Here is a 16038-nt window from a genome sequence, read left to right on the forward strand (position 1 = left end):
AGAAGGTCAGGGGAACGGCCACGCGTTGGGCGTGCAGGGCGCCACCCGGTAGGACTGCTGCTGCATCACCGGCGCCACCTGGCCGGCCCCGGGGCACCTCTCGTGCGCGTGCCCGAGGAGGTGGCCGACCTCGTGGTTGACCAGGTACTGCCGGTACAGGGTCTTGTCCTGCGCGTACTCGTCGGTGGCCTCGACCCAGCGGCGCAGGTTCAGTGCGGCGTGGCCGGCCCGCCCGCAGGACACCTCGCCGTCGGTGCGCAGGGGCGCGCAGAGGTCGTCGACGGTCTCCGGCGAGGCGAGCAGCACGCGGATCTCGGCGTCGCCGTCGGTGCGTGCGAACGACAGCGAGCCGTCGCCGCCCCAGCCGCGCGGGTCGTTGAGGGTCGCCATGACGGTCGCGGCGAAGGCGACCCCGTCGATCGCCAGGCCGTCCTCGACCTCGACCCGCACGGTGCGGACCGCGCCGGTACCCGGACCCGGGTCGGTGCCGGCGACCACCGTGAAGGTCCCCGCGGCGAACTCGGGCACGTCCGTCGACAGCAGCCCGGCGGCCATGTCCTGCGGCGTCAGGCCCGGCGGCAGCGCGAAGACGTTCGGCGGCGGCTCGCTGGGGAGCATCCCGAGCGGCGCCTCGACGGGATCCGTGAGGCCGGGCAGGCGACCGCTCGACATCCGGCTCTGGGAGCCGTCGCGGTCGAGCAGCTCGGCGTCGTGCGCGGGCCGGACAGCCGGGCCCGACGACGGCCCGAGCACGCCCTCGACCATCGCGGCCGCCTGGGTGGAACCGCCCGCCCACCACCCGCCGGCAGCCCCGAGCGCCAGGCCGGCGAGCACGGCGGCGACGGCCGGCATGAGGCTGCGCCGTGAGCGCGAGCGGTGCCGGTGCGGACGACGCCGAGGGACCGGCGGGCGCCGGTGCGCGCGCGCCGGTCCCTGGCCCGTCCGGAGCGCTCCCGGAGCCGTCACCCGGTCATCGTCGCATCCCTGACACATCCCGTCGCTACCATCGCGGGATGACGGACGGGACAGACGACTCGACCCCGAGGGCCCGCAGCCCGCGGATGGCTCGCGACGAGCGCCGCGCCCAGGTCCTGCGCATCGCCCAGGAGCTCTTCTCGTCGGAGGGCTTCCACCACGTCTCCATGGACGACATCGCCGACCGCGCCGAGGTCAGCAAGCCCGTCCTGTACCGCCACTTCCCGTCCAAGCTCGACCTGTACCTCGCCGTCGTGGACCAGAACGGCGCGGACCTGCTGGTCGCGGTCGACGACGCGGTCAAGGGCATCGAGCAGGGCCCGGTCCGCCGGGGCGACGGCCGCGACGTCATCGCCGCGATCGTCAAGGCGTACATCATGTTCGTCGAGGGCGCAGGAGAGTCGTCCGCGCTGCTCTTCGAGTCGGACGTCACGCACGACGCCGACGTGCGGGCCAGGGTCGAGCACGCGTCGTCCGAGGCCGCCCACCGCATCTCGGTCGTCCTCTCGCAGGTCACGGCCCTGTCGCTCGACGACGCAGGCATGCTCGCGGTCGCGCTCATCGCGATGGCGCAGGGCGCCGCGACCCACCGGCTGCGCCAGCCGTCCGACGTCGGCCCCGAGCGCACGGTCGAGCTGGTGTCCCAGCTGGCCTGGGGCGGGGTGTCCGCGCTGATCCGTCCCGACTTCGTGTACGAGGACGCCTAGGATCGGACGACGTGCCACGGCCCACCGGGCTGATCGAGGCACGGGGACGACCCGAGAACCACAGCGTGGAGTAAGGACGTGAAGGAGATGACGGTGGAGATCACCATCGGCGTGCAGAACCTGCCTCGGGAGATCAACCTGGAGTCCGACCAGACGCCGGACGAGGTCGCCGCCGCCGTGGCAGCCGCCCTGAGCGGCCGGCCCGCGCTCGAGCTGGTCGACGTGCGCGGCCGCCGGGTCATCGTGCCGACGGCGAGCCTCGGCTACGTCGAGATCGGCTCCGAGTCGAAGGGCCGCGTCGGCTTCGGCAACATCTGACGCGACGACCGAGCAGAAGAGCCCCGCACGATCGTGCGGGGCTCTTTCGCGTCTCAGGCCGTGAGGCCCAGGCGGCTCATCCGGCGGGTGTGCTGCGCCGTGAGCTCGCCGAAGAGCTTGGTGGGCGGGTTCGGCGGGGCCGCGTCCAGGTTGGCGGACCCCAGCGCGACGAGCCGCACCAGCGCGGGCCGCTGGACCAGCAGGCGCTGCACCACGCCGAGCGCCTCGCCGACGAGCCGACGGCCCCACAGGGCGAGGCGGGCGGTGAGCACGCCGTCGGCCGACCCCGCGGCGTCGAGCTCGGCGACCGCGAGCTCGGCGTGCGACGCGTCGTCGAGCACCTCGAGCACCACCGCGCGGGACCCCTCGTCGAGCCCCTCGGCGGCCAGCCGGCAGAAGTCGTCGGCCACGCCGTACCCGACGTAGGCCTTGAGCAGCCGCTCCCACCAGGAGCTGGGCTGCGTGCGAGCGTCGAAGTCGTCGAGCACGTCGTGGTACTGCCGCACCGCGGCGACGGGGTCGCCGCCGATCGCGGTGATGCGGGCGAGGACGCGGTCGCGGCGCTCGACGGCGGCGGCCGCGAACCGGCTGAGCTCGAGGCTCTGCTCGATGGTCGGGGCGAGCGTCGAGTCGGCGGCGAGCCGGGAGAACGCGACGTGCTCGAGCTGGGCGACGAGTCCGAGGAGCTCCACCGCGTCCGCGAGCTCGAGGGAGCCCGGCGCAGGAATGGCCTCAGCACCGGTCCGTGCGTGCGTCGTCGTCATCCGAGGATCGTAGACCCGGAGCCACGGTGCGGGCCGCCCGGCGGGGCGTCGACCGGGGCGTCACAGCGGTCAGATAGACTGTGCAGGTAATTCGGTTGCCCGGTCGTCTCGGTTCTCCAGTTCGTTCGACGATCAGACCTATTCTCGCGCAGCCCCGGACATCGTCCGGAAGACGCTCGCGGGTCGACTTTCACGATCGGCTGCCGGCCAACCCGCGTGGTGAACTCCGCTGTCGCCCGGGACGCTCCGACACCCGTCGGCCCCGGCAGCGCGCGGCCCACCACCCTTCGCAGTGAAGAGTCCTCGTGACCACCACCGACGAGACGCCGGAGCAGGTCTCTGCTCTGGCCGAGCCCATGACCCGACCCCTCAAGAACACCTGGTCCTCCGTGCAGGCCGTCGAGGCCTCGTTCGCGGACTTCGACGTCCGCCCGGAGATCGTCCAGGCGCTGGCCGACGCCGGCATCACGCACCCGTTCCCCATCCAGGCCATGACGCTGCCGGTCGCCCTCTCGGGCCACGACATCATCGGCCAGGCCAAGACGGGCACCGGCAAGACCCTCGGCTTCGGCGTCCCGCTGCTCCACCGCGTGGTCGCCCCCGGCGAGGAGGGCTACGAGCAGCTGGCCCACCCGGGCAAGCCGCAGGCCCTCGTCGTCGTCCCGACGCGCGAGCTCGCCGTGCAGGTAGCCGGCGACCTGGCGACCGCGAGCTCGCGCCGGTCCGTGCGCGTGCTGCAGGTCTACGGCGGCCGCGCGTACGAGCCGCAGATCGCCGCCCTGAACAGCGGCGTCGACGTGGTCGTCGGCACCCCTGGGCGCATGATCGACCTGCTCAAGCAGAAGCACCTCGACCTCTCGCACGTGAAGGCGGTCGTCCTCGACGAGGCCGACGAGATGCTCGACCTCGGCTTCCTGCCGGACGTCGAGACGCTCCTCGCCGCCACCCCGGCGAGCCGCCACACCATGCTCTTCTCCGCGACCATGCCGGGCGCCGTCGTCGCGATGGCGCGCCGCTACATGACGCAGCCGACGCACATCCGGGCCGCCGACCCGGACGACGACGGCCAGACCGTCAAGAACATCAAGCAGGTCGTCTACCGAGCGCACGCCCTGGACAAGGTCGAGATGCTCGCGCGCATCCTGCAGGCCCGCGGCCGCGGCCTGACGATCGTCTTCGCGCGCACCAAGCGCACGGCCGCCAAGGTGGCCGACGACCTGGTCGAGCGCGGGTTCGCCGCCGGCGCCCTGCACGGCGACCTCGGTCAGGGCGCCCGCGAGCAGGCGCTGCGCGCGTTCCGTCACGGCAAGGTCGACGTGCTCGTCGCCACCGACGTCGCCGCCCGCGGCATCGACGTCGAGGCCGTCACGCACGTCATCAACTACCAGTGCCCCGAGGACGAGAAGACCTACCTGCACCGCACCGGCCGCACCGGCCGCGCGGGCGCCAAGGGCACCGCGGTCACGTTCGTCGACTGGGACGACATCCCGCGCTGGGGCCTGATCGACAAGGCGCTCGGCCTGGGCATCCCCGAGCCGATCGAGTCGTACTCGAGCTCGGCGCACGTCTACGAGGACCTCGACATCCCCGCCGGCACCAAGGGCCGCCTGCCGAAGTCGCAGCAGACCCGCGAGGGCCTGGGCGCCGAGAAGCTCGAGGACCTGGGCGAGACGGGCAAGCGTGGCGGGGGCAGCGGCCGTCCGACCGGCTCGCACTCCGACCAGATCCGCGGCAACCGCGGTGGCGACTCGCGTCGGGGCGCCGACTCCCGCTCGGCCGGCTCCCGTTCCGGTGACACCCGGCCCGCGTCGGCTCCGCAGGCCGCTGCTCCGCGCGCCGAGCACCCGGCCGACGAGTCCGGCGAGGGTGGCACCCGCCGCCGTCGCGGTGGCCGTGGCCGGGGTCGCGGCGAGGCCGGTGCCGAGAACACGACGCCGTCCGCCGGGTCGCCGTCGAACGGCCCGTCCGCCGAGCAGGGCGCCGAGGGCGCGTCGACCGGTGGCACCCGCCGGAGCCGCAACCGTCGCCGCACGCGCAGCGGACAGTCGGCCGAGGGCGGCGGCGCCCCGCAGGCGTCGGCCACCGAGGGCTGACACAGATGGATCGGACGGGGTGCGAGCTCTCCGCAGTCAGTGGAGAGCCGCGGCGAGCAGCAGGCCCGCGATCCGCGTGACCAGGATGGTGCCGGAGTCGCCGAGGATGCGGTGGATGACGTTGGCGAACCGCATCGCCAGGTACAGAGCCACGTGCACCGCCACGACGCCGAGCGCGATGGCCACCCAGTCGGCGACGGTCTTGTCGGACTGCTGGACGAACACCATGGTGGCGACGATGGCGCCGGGGCCGGCCAGCAGGGGCGTGCCCAGCGGCACGAGCGCGACGTTGACCTTGCCGTTCCCCGACGGCTGCGGCTCCTCCATCTTGCCGGTCAGCAGCTCCATCGCGATGAGCAGCAGGAGGAGCCCGCCGGACGCCTGGAGCGCGGGCAGCGTGATGTGCATGTAGTTGAGCAGCGACTGCCCGAACAGCGCGAACGCGACGATCACGCCGAGCGCGACGAGCACGGCCTGGCGGGCGGCGCGGTTGCGCTGCTGACGGGTCATGGCGCCCGTGAGGCCGAGGAAGATCGGCACCACACCGGGCGGGTCCATGATGACGAAGAGCGTGATGAAGACGGACGCGAACAGGTAGGCGTCGAACACGTTGCTCACGGCCGCACCACCGACGTCGCCCCCTGCTCCTCGATCGCCGCGAGCACCTCGGGCGCGGTGAGATTCTCCCCCAGCCGGTTGGCCTTGCCGTCCCCGTGGTAGTCGCTCGAGCCGGTGATCAGCAGGCCGAGCCGGTCCGCGATCGCGGTCAGCCGCTCGCGCTGCGCCGCGGAGTGGTCGCGGTGGTGCACCTCCAGCCCGGCCAGCCCGGCCGCCGCGAGCCGGTCGAACACGCGGTCCGGCACGATGTGGCCGCGGGCGTCGGCCCCCGGGTGCGCGAAGACGGGCACCCCGCCGGCGGCCCGGATCGCGCGCACGGCGTCGGGGCCGTCGGGCGCGTAGTGGGGCACGTGGTACGGACCGCCGGACGCCAGCAGGTACGCGAACGCGGCGTCGCGGTCGGGCACGACACCGCGCGCGACGAGGGCGTCGGCGATGTGCGGACGGCCGACGACGACGGCGTCGTGGGACTGTGCGAGCACGTCGTCCCACGTGATCGGCACGTCGGCCCCGAGCAGGTCGACGATCTGCCGGGCGCGGTTCAGGCGCGCGGCACGCGTGCGGTCCAGCTCGGCCGTGAGCGCCGGGTGCGTCGGGTCCTGCAGGTAGGACAGCAGGTGGATGCTGATGCCGTTCGCGCGGGCGGAGACCTCGGTCCCGCGGACGAGCGCGATGCCGTGCGCGTGGGACGCAGCGGTGGCGTCGGCCCACCCTGCCGTCGTGTCGTGGTCGGTGAGTGCGACGACGTCGAGCCCCGCGGCCGCCGCGGCCGCCACCACCTGCGCCGGCGCCTCGGTCCCGTCCGACGCCGTCGAGTGGGTGTGGAGGTCGATGCGCACGGCCCCACGCTAGCGGCGCGCGCGCCCGGCCCCGTCCACCCGGATGGGAGGATGGTCGCCATGAGTGACGAGCTGACGCCCGAGGCCACCTCCGACCAGCCGCTCGCGGACCGCGGCAACAACCGGTCCCAGCGTCCCGGGTCCCCGGAGTTCGTCCGCTGGATCACGTCCGGCTGGGGCGAGCGTCCCTCGTCGACCCTCGAGCGCAGCCCGGCCGCCGGCCCGAGCGCGGCCCGCCGCTCGGCCCTCTCGGCGACGTTCCCCGGCGAGCGCCTGGTGATCCCGGCCGGCACGTTCAAGGTGCGCTCGAACGACACGGACTTCCGCTTCCGTCCGCACTCCGCTTTCGCGCACCTCACGGGCCTGGGCGCCGAGCAGGAGCCGGACGCCGTGCTGGTGCTGCACCCCGTCGAGGACGGCACGGGCGACGACGGCAGCGGGCACCACGCCGTCCTGTACATCCGGCCCCTCGCGGGACGCGACACCGTCGAGTTCTTCTCCGACTCCCGCTACGGCGAGTTCTGGGTGGGCGCCCGCCCGACGCTCGAGGACCTGGAGCGGCTCACCGGCATCCGCACCGCGCACGTCGACGACCTGCGTGACGGGGTGGCCAAGGACGTCGGCGAGGACGGCGTGCGCGTCCGCGTGGTGCCCGACGTCGACGAGGCCATCGAGGAGCTGGTCGAGGAGATCCGCGCCACCGAGGCCGCGCACCAGCGCGACGAGCGGCTGGCCGAGGCGCTGTCCGAGCTGCGTCTGGTGAAGGACGCGTACGAGATCGAGCAGATGCGCCTCGCCGTCGACACGACCATCGACGGCTTCGAGAAGATCGTGCGCGCGCTCCCCGAGGCCGTCGCGCACCGGCGCGGCGAGCGGGTCATCGAGGGCACGTTCCTCGGGCACGCGCGGCTCGAGGGCAACGCGGTCGGCTACGAGACCATCGCCGCGTCCGGCGAGCACGCCACGACGCTGCACTGGACCGACAACGACGGCCAGGTGCGGGCGGGCGAGCTCGTGCTGGTCGACGCCGGCGTCGAGGTCGACTCGCTCTACACCGCGGACGTCACGCGCACGCTGCCCGTCGACGGGACCTTCACCGAGGTGCAGCGCCGGGTCTACCAGGCGGTGCTCGACGCGGCGGACGCCGGCTTCGCGGCCGCGGTCCCGGGTGCGCGCTTCCGGGACGTGCACGACGCCGCCATGCAGGTCATCGCGGAGCGCCTCGAGGAATGGGGCCTGCTGCCCGTCTCGGCCGAGGAGGCGCTGCTGCCGGAGAACCAGCACCACCGCCGCTGGATGGTGCACGGCACCAGCCACCACCTGGGTCTGGACGTGCACGACTGCGCCGTCGCGCGCGCCGAGCTCTACGTCGACGGCGTGCTCGAGCCCGGCATGGTGTTCACGATCGAGCCCGGCCTGTACTTCAAGTCGGACGACCTGCAGGTGCCCGAGGAGTACCGGGGCATCGGCGTACGGATCGAGGACGACGTCCTGGTCACCGCCGACGGCAACGAGAACCTGTCCGCCGCGCTCCCCCGCGACCCCGACGCCGTCGAGGCGTGGATGGCGGGCCTGCTCCGCGGCTGAGCTGTCGATCGGCTCCACCTGTCCACGTCACACCTGCGCAAGGGACATCCCCTCGACGCAGGAGGCAGACATGGACGGCATGAACCTCGGGCTCGCGCTGCTGTACTCGAAGGCCGCGACGCTCCGCGAGGTGCGCAGCGGCTTCCCGGACGGGCCGCAGGTCGACCCGCGACCGACGCGCCGCGAGCTCCGGGCCGAACGGCTCAGGGCGCGGTCGGCGGCCCGCTCGGCGGCGAGGTCGGCCCGGGCTGGTCGGCAGGCGGTCCGCTCGGCGGAGAAGGTGGTGCGGGCGGCCCGACCGGAGGCACGGTCGGCGAGCCCCACGGCTGCGAGCCCGCACCCGGCGGGTACGCAGCCGACGGATCCGACGGACTGGTGGTGGTGAGCGGCGCGGGCGGGCGTGCGGGCCAGCCGGACTGCACGCCGCCGACTTCCCGCAGCAGCTCGCGCGCCTTGTGCGCCTGCTCGGCCAGGCACAGCACGGCGTAGGACGACGCGACGATCTGGCTGGTCGACGTGAAGTCGCGCCGCCCGCGCGAGAACGAGTACGTGATCACGGAGAAGAGCAGGCCGAACGCCCCGCCGATGAAGATCGCCGGCACCAGCGGGCTCTGCGCCCCGGGCGACGAGAACAGGCTGAGCAGGAGGCCGACGAACAGGCCGAACCAGGCCCCGGACAGGAACCCGCCGAGCGCCGCCCGGGGGTAGGACAGCCGCCCGGTGACCCGCTCGACCATCCGGAGGTCGGTGCCCACGATGGTCACCATCTGCACGGCGAACGCCTTGTCGGCGAGGTGGTCGACGGCCTTCTGCGCCTCGAGGTACGTGGCGTAGGCCGCGACGGTCTCGCCCTGCGGTGGCGTGGGCGTGCGCGGGGGGCGGGCGTTGCCGGAGAACGACATGCCGCGATCCTCTCCCAGCGGCGGAAGGATGGCCAGGCCCGGGCGACCGGCAGGTGACACGCGGCCGGACGACCGGCGGGGCGGCGGCCGACGAGCGGGGCCCGGTCTAGGCTGACCGACGTGAGCAGCGTCGGGACCAGGGTGTTCGTCGCGCGCCTTGCCGGGACCAACGTGTTCGACCCCCTCGGTGACCAGGTGGGACGAGTGCGCGACGTCGTCGTGCTGGTGCGCCCCAAGGGCGCGCCCCGGGCCGTCGGGCTCGTGGTCGAGGTGGCGGCCCGTCGGCGCGTGTTCCTGCCGCTGACGCGCGTGACCTCGATCGACTCCGGGCAGGTCATCTCGACCGGCCTGGTGAACATGCGCCGCTTCGAGCAGCGGGCGTTCGAGACCCTCGCCGTGGGCGAGCTGCTGGACCGCACGGTCGAGTTCGTCGACGGGTCGGGGCCGGCCGTCATCGAGGACGTCGCCATCGAGCTCCAGCGCAACGGCGACTGGGTGATCTCGAAGGTCTTCGTCCGCCGGGTCCCCGCCGCCGGGCGGGGCATCCTGCGCCGCCGTGGCGAGACCCTGCTCGTGGCCGTCGACGAGGTCACGGGCCTCGGCCAGGCGACGGCCGCGCAGGGCGCCGAGCTGCTGCTCGCGCAGTACGAGGACCTCAAGCCGGCGGACCTGGCCGACGTCCTGCACGACCTCGGCCTGACCCGGCGGCTGGAGGTCGCCAGCGCGCTGGACAACGAGCGGCTGGCCGACGTGCTGGAGGAGCTCCCCGAGGACGATCAGGTCGGCATCCTGCAGGGCCTGGCTCTGACGCGCGCCGCCGACGTGCTCGAGGCCATGCAGCCCGACGACGCCGCCGACCTGCTGGGCGAGCTGCCCGACGAGCAGGCCGCCGAGCTGCTGGAGCTCATGGAGCCCGACGAGGCCAAGGACGTCCGACGCCTGCTGGCGTACGAGGACAACACCGCCGGCGGTCTGATGACCACCGAGCCGGTGATCCTCGGACCGGAGACCCCGATCGCCGCCGCGCTGGCCCACGTGCGCCGCCAGGACCTCACGCCCGCGCTCGCGTCGATGGTGTTCGTCGCGCGGCCGCCGCTGGAGACGCCCACCGGCCGGTTCATCGGCGTCGTGCACCTGCAGCGCCTGCTGCGCGAACCCCCGCACGAGGCCATCGGGTCGATCGTCGACACGGACATCGACGCGATCCCCGTCGACGCCCCGCTGCTGGCCGTGACCCGCAACCTGGCCACCTACAACCTCCTCGCCGTGCCCGTGGTCGACAGCGAGAAGCGCCTGCTCGGCGTGGTCTCGGTGGACGACGTCCTCGACCACCTGCTCCCCGAGGACTGGCGCGAGACCGACGACGAGGGCAACTTCTCCGACGCGGACGCGCTGGGCGGACCCCGCCCGGGGGTGAGCCGTGGCTGACCGCCTCGACACGCCGCTGGAGTCGCGGCGCCGCTTCATCCGCCGGCCGCAGCTGGACGAGGACGCCTCGGGCAAGATCTCGGAGAGCATCGCCCGGTTCCTGGGCACCCCGCGCTTCATCATCTACCTGACGCTGTTCTGCCTCGTGTGGATCGCGTGGAACGTGTACGCCCCGGACGACCTGCGCTTCGACCAGGCGGCGAACGGGTTCACGGCCCTGACCCTCGTGCTGTCGCTGCAGGCCTCCTACGCCGCGCCGCTCATCCTGCTCGCACAGAACCGACAGACGGACCGCGACCGGGTGCAGGCCGAGCAGGACCGTCAGCGCTCCGAGCGGAACCTCGCGGACACCGAGTTCCTGGCGCGCGAGATGGCCGCGCTGCGCATCGCGCTGTCCGAGGTGGCCACCCGCGACTTCGTGCGGTCCGAGCTGCGCAACATGCTCGAGGACCTCGTCGCGGAGCGGGAGGGCGACGACGACGACCGCGACCGCGAGCGCCCCGAGAAGAAGAGCGACCGCGGCGACAAGAAGCGCCAGCCGCGCGGGCCGTCGGACAAGGCCGCGCGGGGCTGACCCCGAGCGCGACCTACGATGGGCCCCATGCCGGAGCCCCTCGACCCGCTGTCCGACGCCATCCGCGGCGCCCTCGCGCACGTGCTGGATCCCGAGATCAAGCGCCCGATCACCGCGCTGGGCATGGTCCGGTCGATCGAGGTCGTCGGCTCGCGGGCGACCGTCGGCATCGACCTGACCACCCCCGGCTGCCCGCTGAAGGACACGCTCACGCGCGACGTCAGCGCGGCCGCGGCCGCCGTCGACGGGATCTCGGACGTGTCCGTGGTGTTCGGCGTGATGTCGGCCGAGCAGCGCACCGCGCTGCGCACCCTCCTGCGGGGCAGCGCGTCCGAGCCGGTGATCCCGTTCGCGCAGCCGCAGTCGCTGACCAAGGTGTTCGCGATCGCGTCCGGCAAGGGCGGTGTCGGCAAGTCGTCCGTCACGGCGAACCTCGCGGTCGCGATGGCCGCCGACGGGCTCAAGGTCGGCATCGTCGACGCGGACATCTACGGATTCTCGATCCCGCGCATGCTCGGTGTGACCCGCCAGCCGACCCGCGTGGACGACATGCTCCTGCCGCCCGAGGCCTTCGGCGTCCTCGTCGTCTCGATCGGCATGTTCGTGCCGCCCGGGCAGCCGGTCGTGTGGCGGGGGCCGATGCTGCACCGCGCCCTGCAGCAGTTCCTCGCGGACGTGTTCTGGGGCGACCTCGACGTGCTGCTCCTCGACCTGCCCCCGGGCACCGGCGACATCGCGATCTCGGTCGCGCAGCTGCTGCCCAGCTCGGAGATCGTCGTCGTGACCACCCCGCAGGTGGCCGCCGCCGAGGTGGCCGAGCGCGCCGGCTCGGTGGCCGTCCAGACCCGCCAGCACGTGGTCGGCGTGGTGGAGAACATGTCGTGGCTCGAGCAGCCCGACGGGTCGCGGCTGGAGCTGTTCGGCTCCGGCGGCGGCGAGCGCGTCGCCGAGAACCTGAGCCGGCTCACCGGCTCCGACGTGCCGCTGCTGGGTCAGGTGCCGCTCGACGTGCGTCTGCGCGAGGCCGGTGACGACGGCACCCCCGTGGTGCTCTCCGACCCCGACTCGCCCGCCGCGCAGGCGCTGCGCGAGGTCGCGCGCTCGCTCGTGTCGCGCCGCCGCGGCCTCGCCGGTCGTTCCCTGGGTCTGACGCCGGCCGGTCGCTGACCCCTAGCTGGCCGCGCGCCGCGTGAGGACCAGATGGACGACCCCGGACGGTGACGGCGTCGCCTCGATGGCGAAGCGCTGCTCGAGGCCTTCGAGCCCGTCCCAGAGCCGCTCGCCACGGCCCAGCACGATCGGCACCAGGACGACGTGCAGGTGGTCGATCAGGTCGGCCTCGAGGAACTGCCGGACGGTGCTGACGCCGCCGCCGATCCGGACGTCGAGGTCGCCGGCCAGGGCGCGCGCCTGCGCCAGCGCGGAAACGGGGTCGGCGTCGACGAAGTGGAACGTCGTCCCGCCCTCCATCTCGAGGGTCGGCCGCGGGTGGTGGGTCAGGACGACGACGGGGGTGTGGAAGACGGGGTCGTCGCCCCACCAGCCCTTCCACTCCTCGTCCGTCCAGGGACCGCGCTGGGGGCCGAACTTGTTGCGCCCCATGATCTCCGCGCCGATCCCGGGCCCCCACGCGCTGGCGAACGCCTCGTCGACGCCGAAGGACCCGTCCGACTCCCCGTGGATGCCCATCGCGCGGAACGTCCGCGTCTCGAAGGCCCACTCCATCAGCCGGTGGCCCGCGTGACCGAACGGAGCCTCGAGCCGCTGACCCTCGCCGGCGCCGAAGCCGTCGAGGGAGACCGAGAAGTTGTGCACGCGCACGAGGGACATGTCATCTCCTGACGAGCTCGCCCCGACCTGGTGCGATCGCACCCGACGGCTCACGACCGACGATGGACGACGCACGGCACGCTGCGCAACCGGACCGCCGTCGTGTTGAGGTTTGTTTGATCTCGTGCGATGCTGTTCGGGTGCTCGCCTCCCAGCGCCAGGAACGGATCCTCGCCGCCGTGCGCGCCGACGGCGCCGCCCGGGTGGCGGACCTGGTCGAGAGCCTCGACGTCTCGGACATGACGGTCCGGCGCGACATCGCCGAGCTGGCCCGCGCGGGACTGGTCCGGCGCGTGCACGGCGGTGCCGTCGCCCCCGACGCGCTCGGGCGGCCCACCGACGAGCCCGGCTTCGAGGCCAAGCGCTCCTGGGCCGGCCCGGAGAAGGCCGCGATCGCCCGTGCCGCGCTGGCGACGGTCGAGCCGGGGCAGGCCATCGCGCTGTCCGCGGGCACGACGACGTTCCTGCTGGCGGAGCTGCTGGCCGGCGCGGGCATCGGCACCCTCACCGTGGTGACCAACGGCCTGCGGATCGCCGACGTGCTGTACGGCGCACCCGGCATCGAGGTCATCCTCACGGGCGGGGTGCGGACGCCGTCCGACGCGCTCGTGGGCCCCGTCGCCGACGCCACGCTGGCCGGCCTGCGCGTCGACCGCACGTACCTCGGCGTGCACGGCCTCGACGCCGCCGGGCTCACCACGCCGAACCTCGCGGAGGCGGCCACCGACCGCGCGCTCATGGCCTGCGCCGCGGCGACCACCGTGCTCGCCGACCACACCAAGTGGGGGGTGGTCGGGCTGGCCCGCATCGCCGCGCTCGACGACGTCGACACCCTCCTCACCGACGACGCCCTGCCCGCCGACGCCCGACGACACCTGACCGCGACCACCCTGGTCACGGTCGACACCACGGGAGCCACCACGTGAACGTCCGCCTGACCACGACCACGCTCGCCGACGGTCGGGAGCTCATCTACTTCGACGACTCGGAGCCGTACGTCTCCGGCGCGGCGACCCGCGAGCTCCACGACGCCCGGCCCCTGGTCGACCGGTTCGCCCCCGTGCCGGACGCCGACGGCGTCCCGCAGCCGGTCACGGGACCGGAGCTGCGTCGCGACCCGCTCACCGGCGAGTGGATCCCGATGGCCGCGCACCGCATGAACCGCACGTTCCTGCCGCCGGCCGACGCCAACCCGCTGGCTCCCGCCAAGCCCGGCGCCGTGTACCAGGACGGCGAGATCCCGGCGCAGGACTACGACGTCGTGGTGTTCGAGAACCGCTTCCCGTCGCTGCTCGCGATCCCGGGCGTCCCCGACGCACCCGTGCAGCGCGACGGCGAGCCGCTCTGGACGGTCCGGCCCGCCGCCGGTCGCTGCGAGGTCATCTGCTTCTCGGCCGACTCGACGGCGTCGCTGAGCACGGTGTCCCCGCTCCGGATGCGCACGATCGTCGAGGCGTGGGCGCAGCGGACCGAGGCGCTGCACGCGCTGCCCGGCATCGAGCAGGTGTTCGTGTTCGAGAACCGCGGCAAGGAGATCGGCGTCACGCTGCACCACCCGCACGGGCAGATCTACGCGTTCCCCTACCTGACGCCCAAGACCACGTCGATGCTGGCGCAGGCGCGCGAGCACCGGGAGCGGACCGGGCGCCTGCTGGGCCGCGACGTGCTCGACGCGGAGCTGGCCCACGGCGAGCGGATCGTGCTGGAGTCCGAGCACTGGGTGGCCTACGTGCCGTTCGCCGCGCGCTGGCCCGTCGAGGTGCACCTGGCCCCGCGCCGGGACGTCCCCGACCTGCCGGCGCTCACCGACGCCGAGCGCGAGGACCTCGCGACGACCTACCTGACGCTGCTGCAGCGGCTCGACCGGTTCTTCGTCGGCCCCGACGGCGAGGCGATCCCGCTGCCGTACATCTCCGGCTGGCACCAGGCCCCCGTGCGCGAGGGCCGCGAGGACTCCCGCCTGCACCTGCAGCTGTTCTCGGTGCTCCGGGCGCCGGGCAAGCTCAAGTACCTGGCCGGCGTCGAGTCCGGCATGGGCGCCTGGATCAGCGACACCACCCCCGAGCGCATCGCGACCCGACTGCAGGAGCTGGCATGACCCCCGAGTGGCTCGAGGCCTGGACCCCGTCCGACGGCGCGGAGCGTGCCGTCGAGCTCTTCACCGCGCGCTTCGAGGCCGCGCCCGACGGCTCCTGGTCCGCACCGGGCCGCGTCAACCTCATCGGCGAGCACACCGACTACAACGGCGGCCTCTGCCTGCCCATCGCGCTCCCCCACCGCACCTACGCGGCCCTCCGGCGTCGCGACGACGACGTCGTGCGCCTGGTCTCCGCGCAGGAGCCGGACGGGCTACGGACCGTCGACCTCGCCGACGTCGCGCCCGGGACCGTCGACGGCTGGGCGGGGTACGTCGTGGGCGTCGCGTGGGCGCTGCGCCAGGCCGGGCACGCGGTGACCGGCTTCGACGTCGCGGTCGACTCCTGCGTGCCGTACGGCGCCGGGCTGTCGTCGTCGGCGGCGCTCGAGGCGTCGGTCGCGGTCGCGCTCGACGCGGTGTTCGCGCTGGGCCTCGCGGGTTCCGACGAGGGCCGCGCCACGCTCGCGGCCCTGTGCGTGCGCGCCGAGAACGAGATCGCGGGCGCCCCGACGGGCGGCATGGACCAGGCCGCCGCCCTGCGTGCCCGCGAGGGGAACGCGCTGCTGCTCGACTGCCTCGACGGCTCGGTCCGGCACGTCCCGTTCGACCTCGCCGCGCACGACCTTGCGCTGCTCGTCGTCGACACCCGGGCCGAGCACGCGTTGGTCGACGGCCAGTACGCCGAGCGGCGTGCGTCGTGCGAGGCGGCGGCCGCGCGGCTGGGCGTCGGCACCCTGCGCGAGATCTCCGACGACCCCCGCGGCCTGGAGTGGGCGCTCGACAAGCTCGACGACGACGTGCAGGTCCGGCGCGTCCGACACGTGGTGAACGAGATCGACCGCGTGACGTGGTTCGTCGCGCTGCTCGACGCGGGCGAGGTCGGGCTGGTCGGGACGCTCATGAACCAGTCGCACGCCTCGCTGCGCGACGACTACGAGGTGTCGAGCCTCGAGCTCGACCTGGTCGTCGACACCGCCCGCGCGGCTGGTGCCGTCGGCGCGCGGATGACCGGCGGCGGGTTCGGGGGGTCGGCGATCGCGCTCGTGTCCGCGGACGAGGTCGACCGCGTGGCGCACGCCGTGGCGGAGGCGTTCGCGTCCGCGGGCCTGCGGGCGCCGGCGTTCCTCGTCGCGACCGCCGCGGCCGCCGCGAGCTGAGCCGGGCGCCGCGCGCGGAGCCCCGCCCGGCGGCGCGAGTGCCTGGGCGCGAGGGCGTGGGTTCGGCACGAGAACGTGGATGCGCACCCGCGTTCTCGTGCCGAACCCA

Annotated in this window: 16 protein-coding genes; 10 read left to right on the forward strand and 6 right to left on the reverse strand. The window is 73.9% G+C overall.

Features of this window, described 5'->3' with window-relative positions:
- Window positions 1-6: 6 nt before the first annotated feature.
- Window positions 7-852 (reverse strand): DUF3152 domain-containing protein, encoded by an 846-nt coding sequence (locus AC1DT4_RS10505; RefSeq protein ID WP_477089733.1) that lies wholly within the window; start codon window positions 850-852, stop codon window positions 7-9.
- Window positions 853-1013: 161 nt separating this feature from the next.
- Between AC1DT4_RS10505 and AC1DT4_RS10510 the strand changes: the two genes are divergently transcribed.
- Both AC1DT4_RS10510 and AC1DT4_RS10515 read left to right on the forward strand, forming a co-directional pair.
- Complete coding sequence (locus AC1DT4_RS10510; RefSeq protein WP_477089734.1) at window positions 1014-1682, forward strand: TetR/AcrR family transcriptional regulator; 669 nt, start codon at window positions 1014-1016, stop codon at window positions 1680-1682.
- A gap of 93 nt (window positions 1683-1775) precedes the next feature.
- Window positions 1776-2000, forward strand: coding sequence for a DUF3107 domain-containing protein (locus AC1DT4_RS10515; RefSeq protein ID WP_477089735.1), 225 nt, complete (start codon window positions 1776-1778; stop codon window positions 1998-2000).
- Between the two features lie 53 nt (window positions 2001-2053).
- Here AC1DT4_RS10515 and AC1DT4_RS10520 read toward each other — a convergent pair whose 3' ends face one another.
- A complete protein-coding gene (locus AC1DT4_RS10520; RefSeq protein ID WP_477089736.1) occupies window positions 2054-2764 on the reverse strand; it encodes a ferritin-like fold-containing protein in 711 nt (236 codons plus the stop codon).
- 356 nt (window positions 2765-3120) lie between these two features.
- Here AC1DT4_RS10520 and AC1DT4_RS10525 point away from each other — a divergent pair, with 356 nt between their 5' ends.
- Complete coding sequence (locus tag AC1DT4_RS10525; protein ID WP_477089835.1) at window positions 3121-4857, forward strand: DEAD/DEAH box helicase; 1737 nt, start codon at window positions 3121-3123, stop codon at window positions 4855-4857.
- Between the two features lie 36 nt (window positions 4858-4893).
- Here the strand turns inward: AC1DT4_RS10525 and AC1DT4_RS10530 are convergent, their stop codons facing one another.
- The gene (locus AC1DT4_RS10530) at window positions 4894-5475 is read right to left on the reverse strand and encodes a MarC family protein (RefSeq protein WP_477089737.1); all 582 of its coding nucleotides are present in this window, start codon (window positions 5473-5475) and stop codon (window positions 4894-4896) included.
- On the reverse strand, window positions 5472-6314 hold the full coding sequence (locus AC1DT4_RS10535; protein WP_477089738.1) for a PHP domain-containing protein: 843 nt from the start codon (window positions 6312-6314) through the stop codon (window positions 5472-5474). Before AC1DT4_RS10535 ends, AC1DT4_RS10530 begins: the two co-directional genes overlap by 4 nt.
- A 60-nt stretch (window positions 6315-6374) precedes the next feature.
- On the opposite strand from AC1DT4_RS10535, the gene AC1DT4_RS10540 reads away from it, so the two are divergent.
- On the forward strand, window positions 6375-7901 hold the full coding sequence (locus AC1DT4_RS10540) for an aminopeptidase P family protein (RefSeq protein WP_477089739.1): 1527 nt from the start codon (window positions 6375-6377) through the stop codon (window positions 7899-7901).
- A gap of 203 nt (window positions 7902-8104) precedes the next feature.
- On the opposite strand, the gene AC1DT4_RS10545 is transcribed toward AC1DT4_RS10540, so the two are convergent.
- Window positions 8105-8803: a YflT domain-containing protein gene (locus AC1DT4_RS10545; RefSeq protein WP_477089740.1), complete on the reverse strand. Its 699-nt coding sequence runs from the start codon at window positions 8801-8803 to the stop codon at window positions 8105-8107.
- Between the two features lie 120 nt (window positions 8804-8923).
- Between AC1DT4_RS10545 and AC1DT4_RS10550 the strand changes: the two genes are divergently transcribed.
- The 3 genes from AC1DT4_RS10550 to AC1DT4_RS10560 are packed head-to-tail and all read left to right on the forward strand — an operon-like array spanning window position 8924 to window position 11972.
- Window positions 8924-10231 (forward strand): magnesium transporter MgtE N-terminal domain-containing protein, encoded by a 1308-nt coding sequence (locus AC1DT4_RS10550; protein ID WP_477089741.1) that lies wholly within the window; start codon window positions 8924-8926, stop codon window positions 10229-10231.
- Window positions 10224-10805, forward strand: a complete 582-nt coding sequence (locus AC1DT4_RS10555) for a DUF1003 domain-containing protein (protein WP_477089742.1) — start codon at window positions 10224-10226, stop codon at window positions 10803-10805. Before AC1DT4_RS10550 ends, AC1DT4_RS10555 begins: the two co-directional genes overlap by 8 nt.
- Before the next feature lie 27 nt (window positions 10806-10832).
- Window positions 10833-11972 carry an Mrp/NBP35 family ATP-binding protein gene (locus AC1DT4_RS10560; RefSeq protein ID WP_477089743.1) on the forward strand — a complete coding sequence of 380 codons (1140 nt, stop codon included), beginning with the start codon at window positions 10833-10835 and terminating at the stop codon, window positions 11970-11972.
- Between the two features lie 3 nt (window positions 11973-11975).
- Here the strand turns inward: AC1DT4_RS10560 and AC1DT4_RS10565 are convergent, their stop codons facing one another.
- The gene (locus AC1DT4_RS10565; RefSeq protein WP_477089744.1) at window positions 11976-12635 is read right to left on the reverse strand and encodes a dihydrofolate reductase family protein; all 660 of its coding nucleotides are present in this window, start codon (window positions 12633-12635) and stop codon (window positions 11976-11978) included.
- A gap of 140 nt (window positions 12636-12775) precedes the next feature.
- Here AC1DT4_RS10565 and AC1DT4_RS10570 point away from each other — a divergent pair, with 140 nt between their 5' ends.
- From AC1DT4_RS10570 to galK, 3 genes are read left to right on the forward strand one after another with little or no spacing between them, the layout of a single operon-like run.
- Window positions 12776-13561 (forward strand): DeoR/GlpR family DNA-binding transcription regulator, encoded by a 786-nt coding sequence (locus AC1DT4_RS10570; RefSeq protein WP_477089745.1) that lies wholly within the window; start codon window positions 12776-12778, stop codon window positions 13559-13561.
- Window positions 13558-14733 carry a galactose-1-phosphate uridylyltransferase gene (gene galT, locus AC1DT4_RS10575; RefSeq protein ID WP_477089746.1) on the forward strand — a complete coding sequence of 392 codons (1176 nt, stop codon included), beginning with the start codon at window positions 13558-13560 and terminating at the stop codon, window positions 14731-14733. The genes AC1DT4_RS10570 and galT overlap by 4 nt, the downstream gene beginning before the upstream one ends.
- Entirely contained in the window at window positions 14730-15929 is a 1200-nt protein-coding gene (galK, locus tag AC1DT4_RS10580; protein WP_477089747.1) for a galactokinase, read from the forward strand. The genes galT and galK overlap by 4 nt, the downstream gene beginning before the upstream one ends.
- Window positions 15930-16038: the final 109 nt, after the last annotated feature.

This window comes from Cellulomonas sp. P4_D11, from assembly GCF_056401915.1.

Coding starts and splice junctions, on each gene's coding strand:
- AC1DT4_RS10520 (WP_477089736.1), bottom strand. CDS start 2,764: ATGACGACGACGCACGCACGGACCGGTGCTGAGGCCATTCCTGCGCCG.
- AC1DT4_RS10560 (WP_477089743.1), top strand. CDS start 10,833: ATGCCGGAGCCCCTCGACCCGCTGTCCGACGCCATCCGCGGCGCCCTC.
- AC1DT4_RS10540 (WP_477089739.1), top strand. CDS start 6,375: ATGAGTGACGAGCTGACGCCCGAGGCCACCTCCGACCAGCCGCTCGCG.
- AC1DT4_RS10505 (WP_477089733.1), bottom strand. CDS start 852: ATGCCGGCCGTCGCCGCCGTGCTCGCCGGCCTGGCGCTCGGGGCTGCC.
- AC1DT4_RS10545 (WP_477089740.1), bottom strand. CDS start 8,803: ATGTCGTTCTCCGGCAACGCCCGCCCCCCGCGCACGCCCACGCCACCG.
- AC1DT4_RS10510 (WP_477089734.1), top strand. CDS start 1,014: ATGACGGACGGGACAGACGACTCGACCCCGAGGGCCCGCAGCCCGCGG.
- AC1DT4_RS10565 (WP_477089744.1), bottom strand. CDS start 12,635: ATGTCCCTCGTGCGCGTGCACAACTTCTCGGTCTCCCTCGACGGCTTC.
- galK (WP_477089747.1), top strand. CDS start 14,730: ATGACCCCCGAGTGGCTCGAGGCCTGGACCCCGTCCGACGGCGCGGAG.
- AC1DT4_RS10525 (WP_477089835.1), top strand. CDS start 3,121: ATGACCCGACCCCTCAAGAACACCTGGTCCTCCGTGCAGGCCGTCGAG.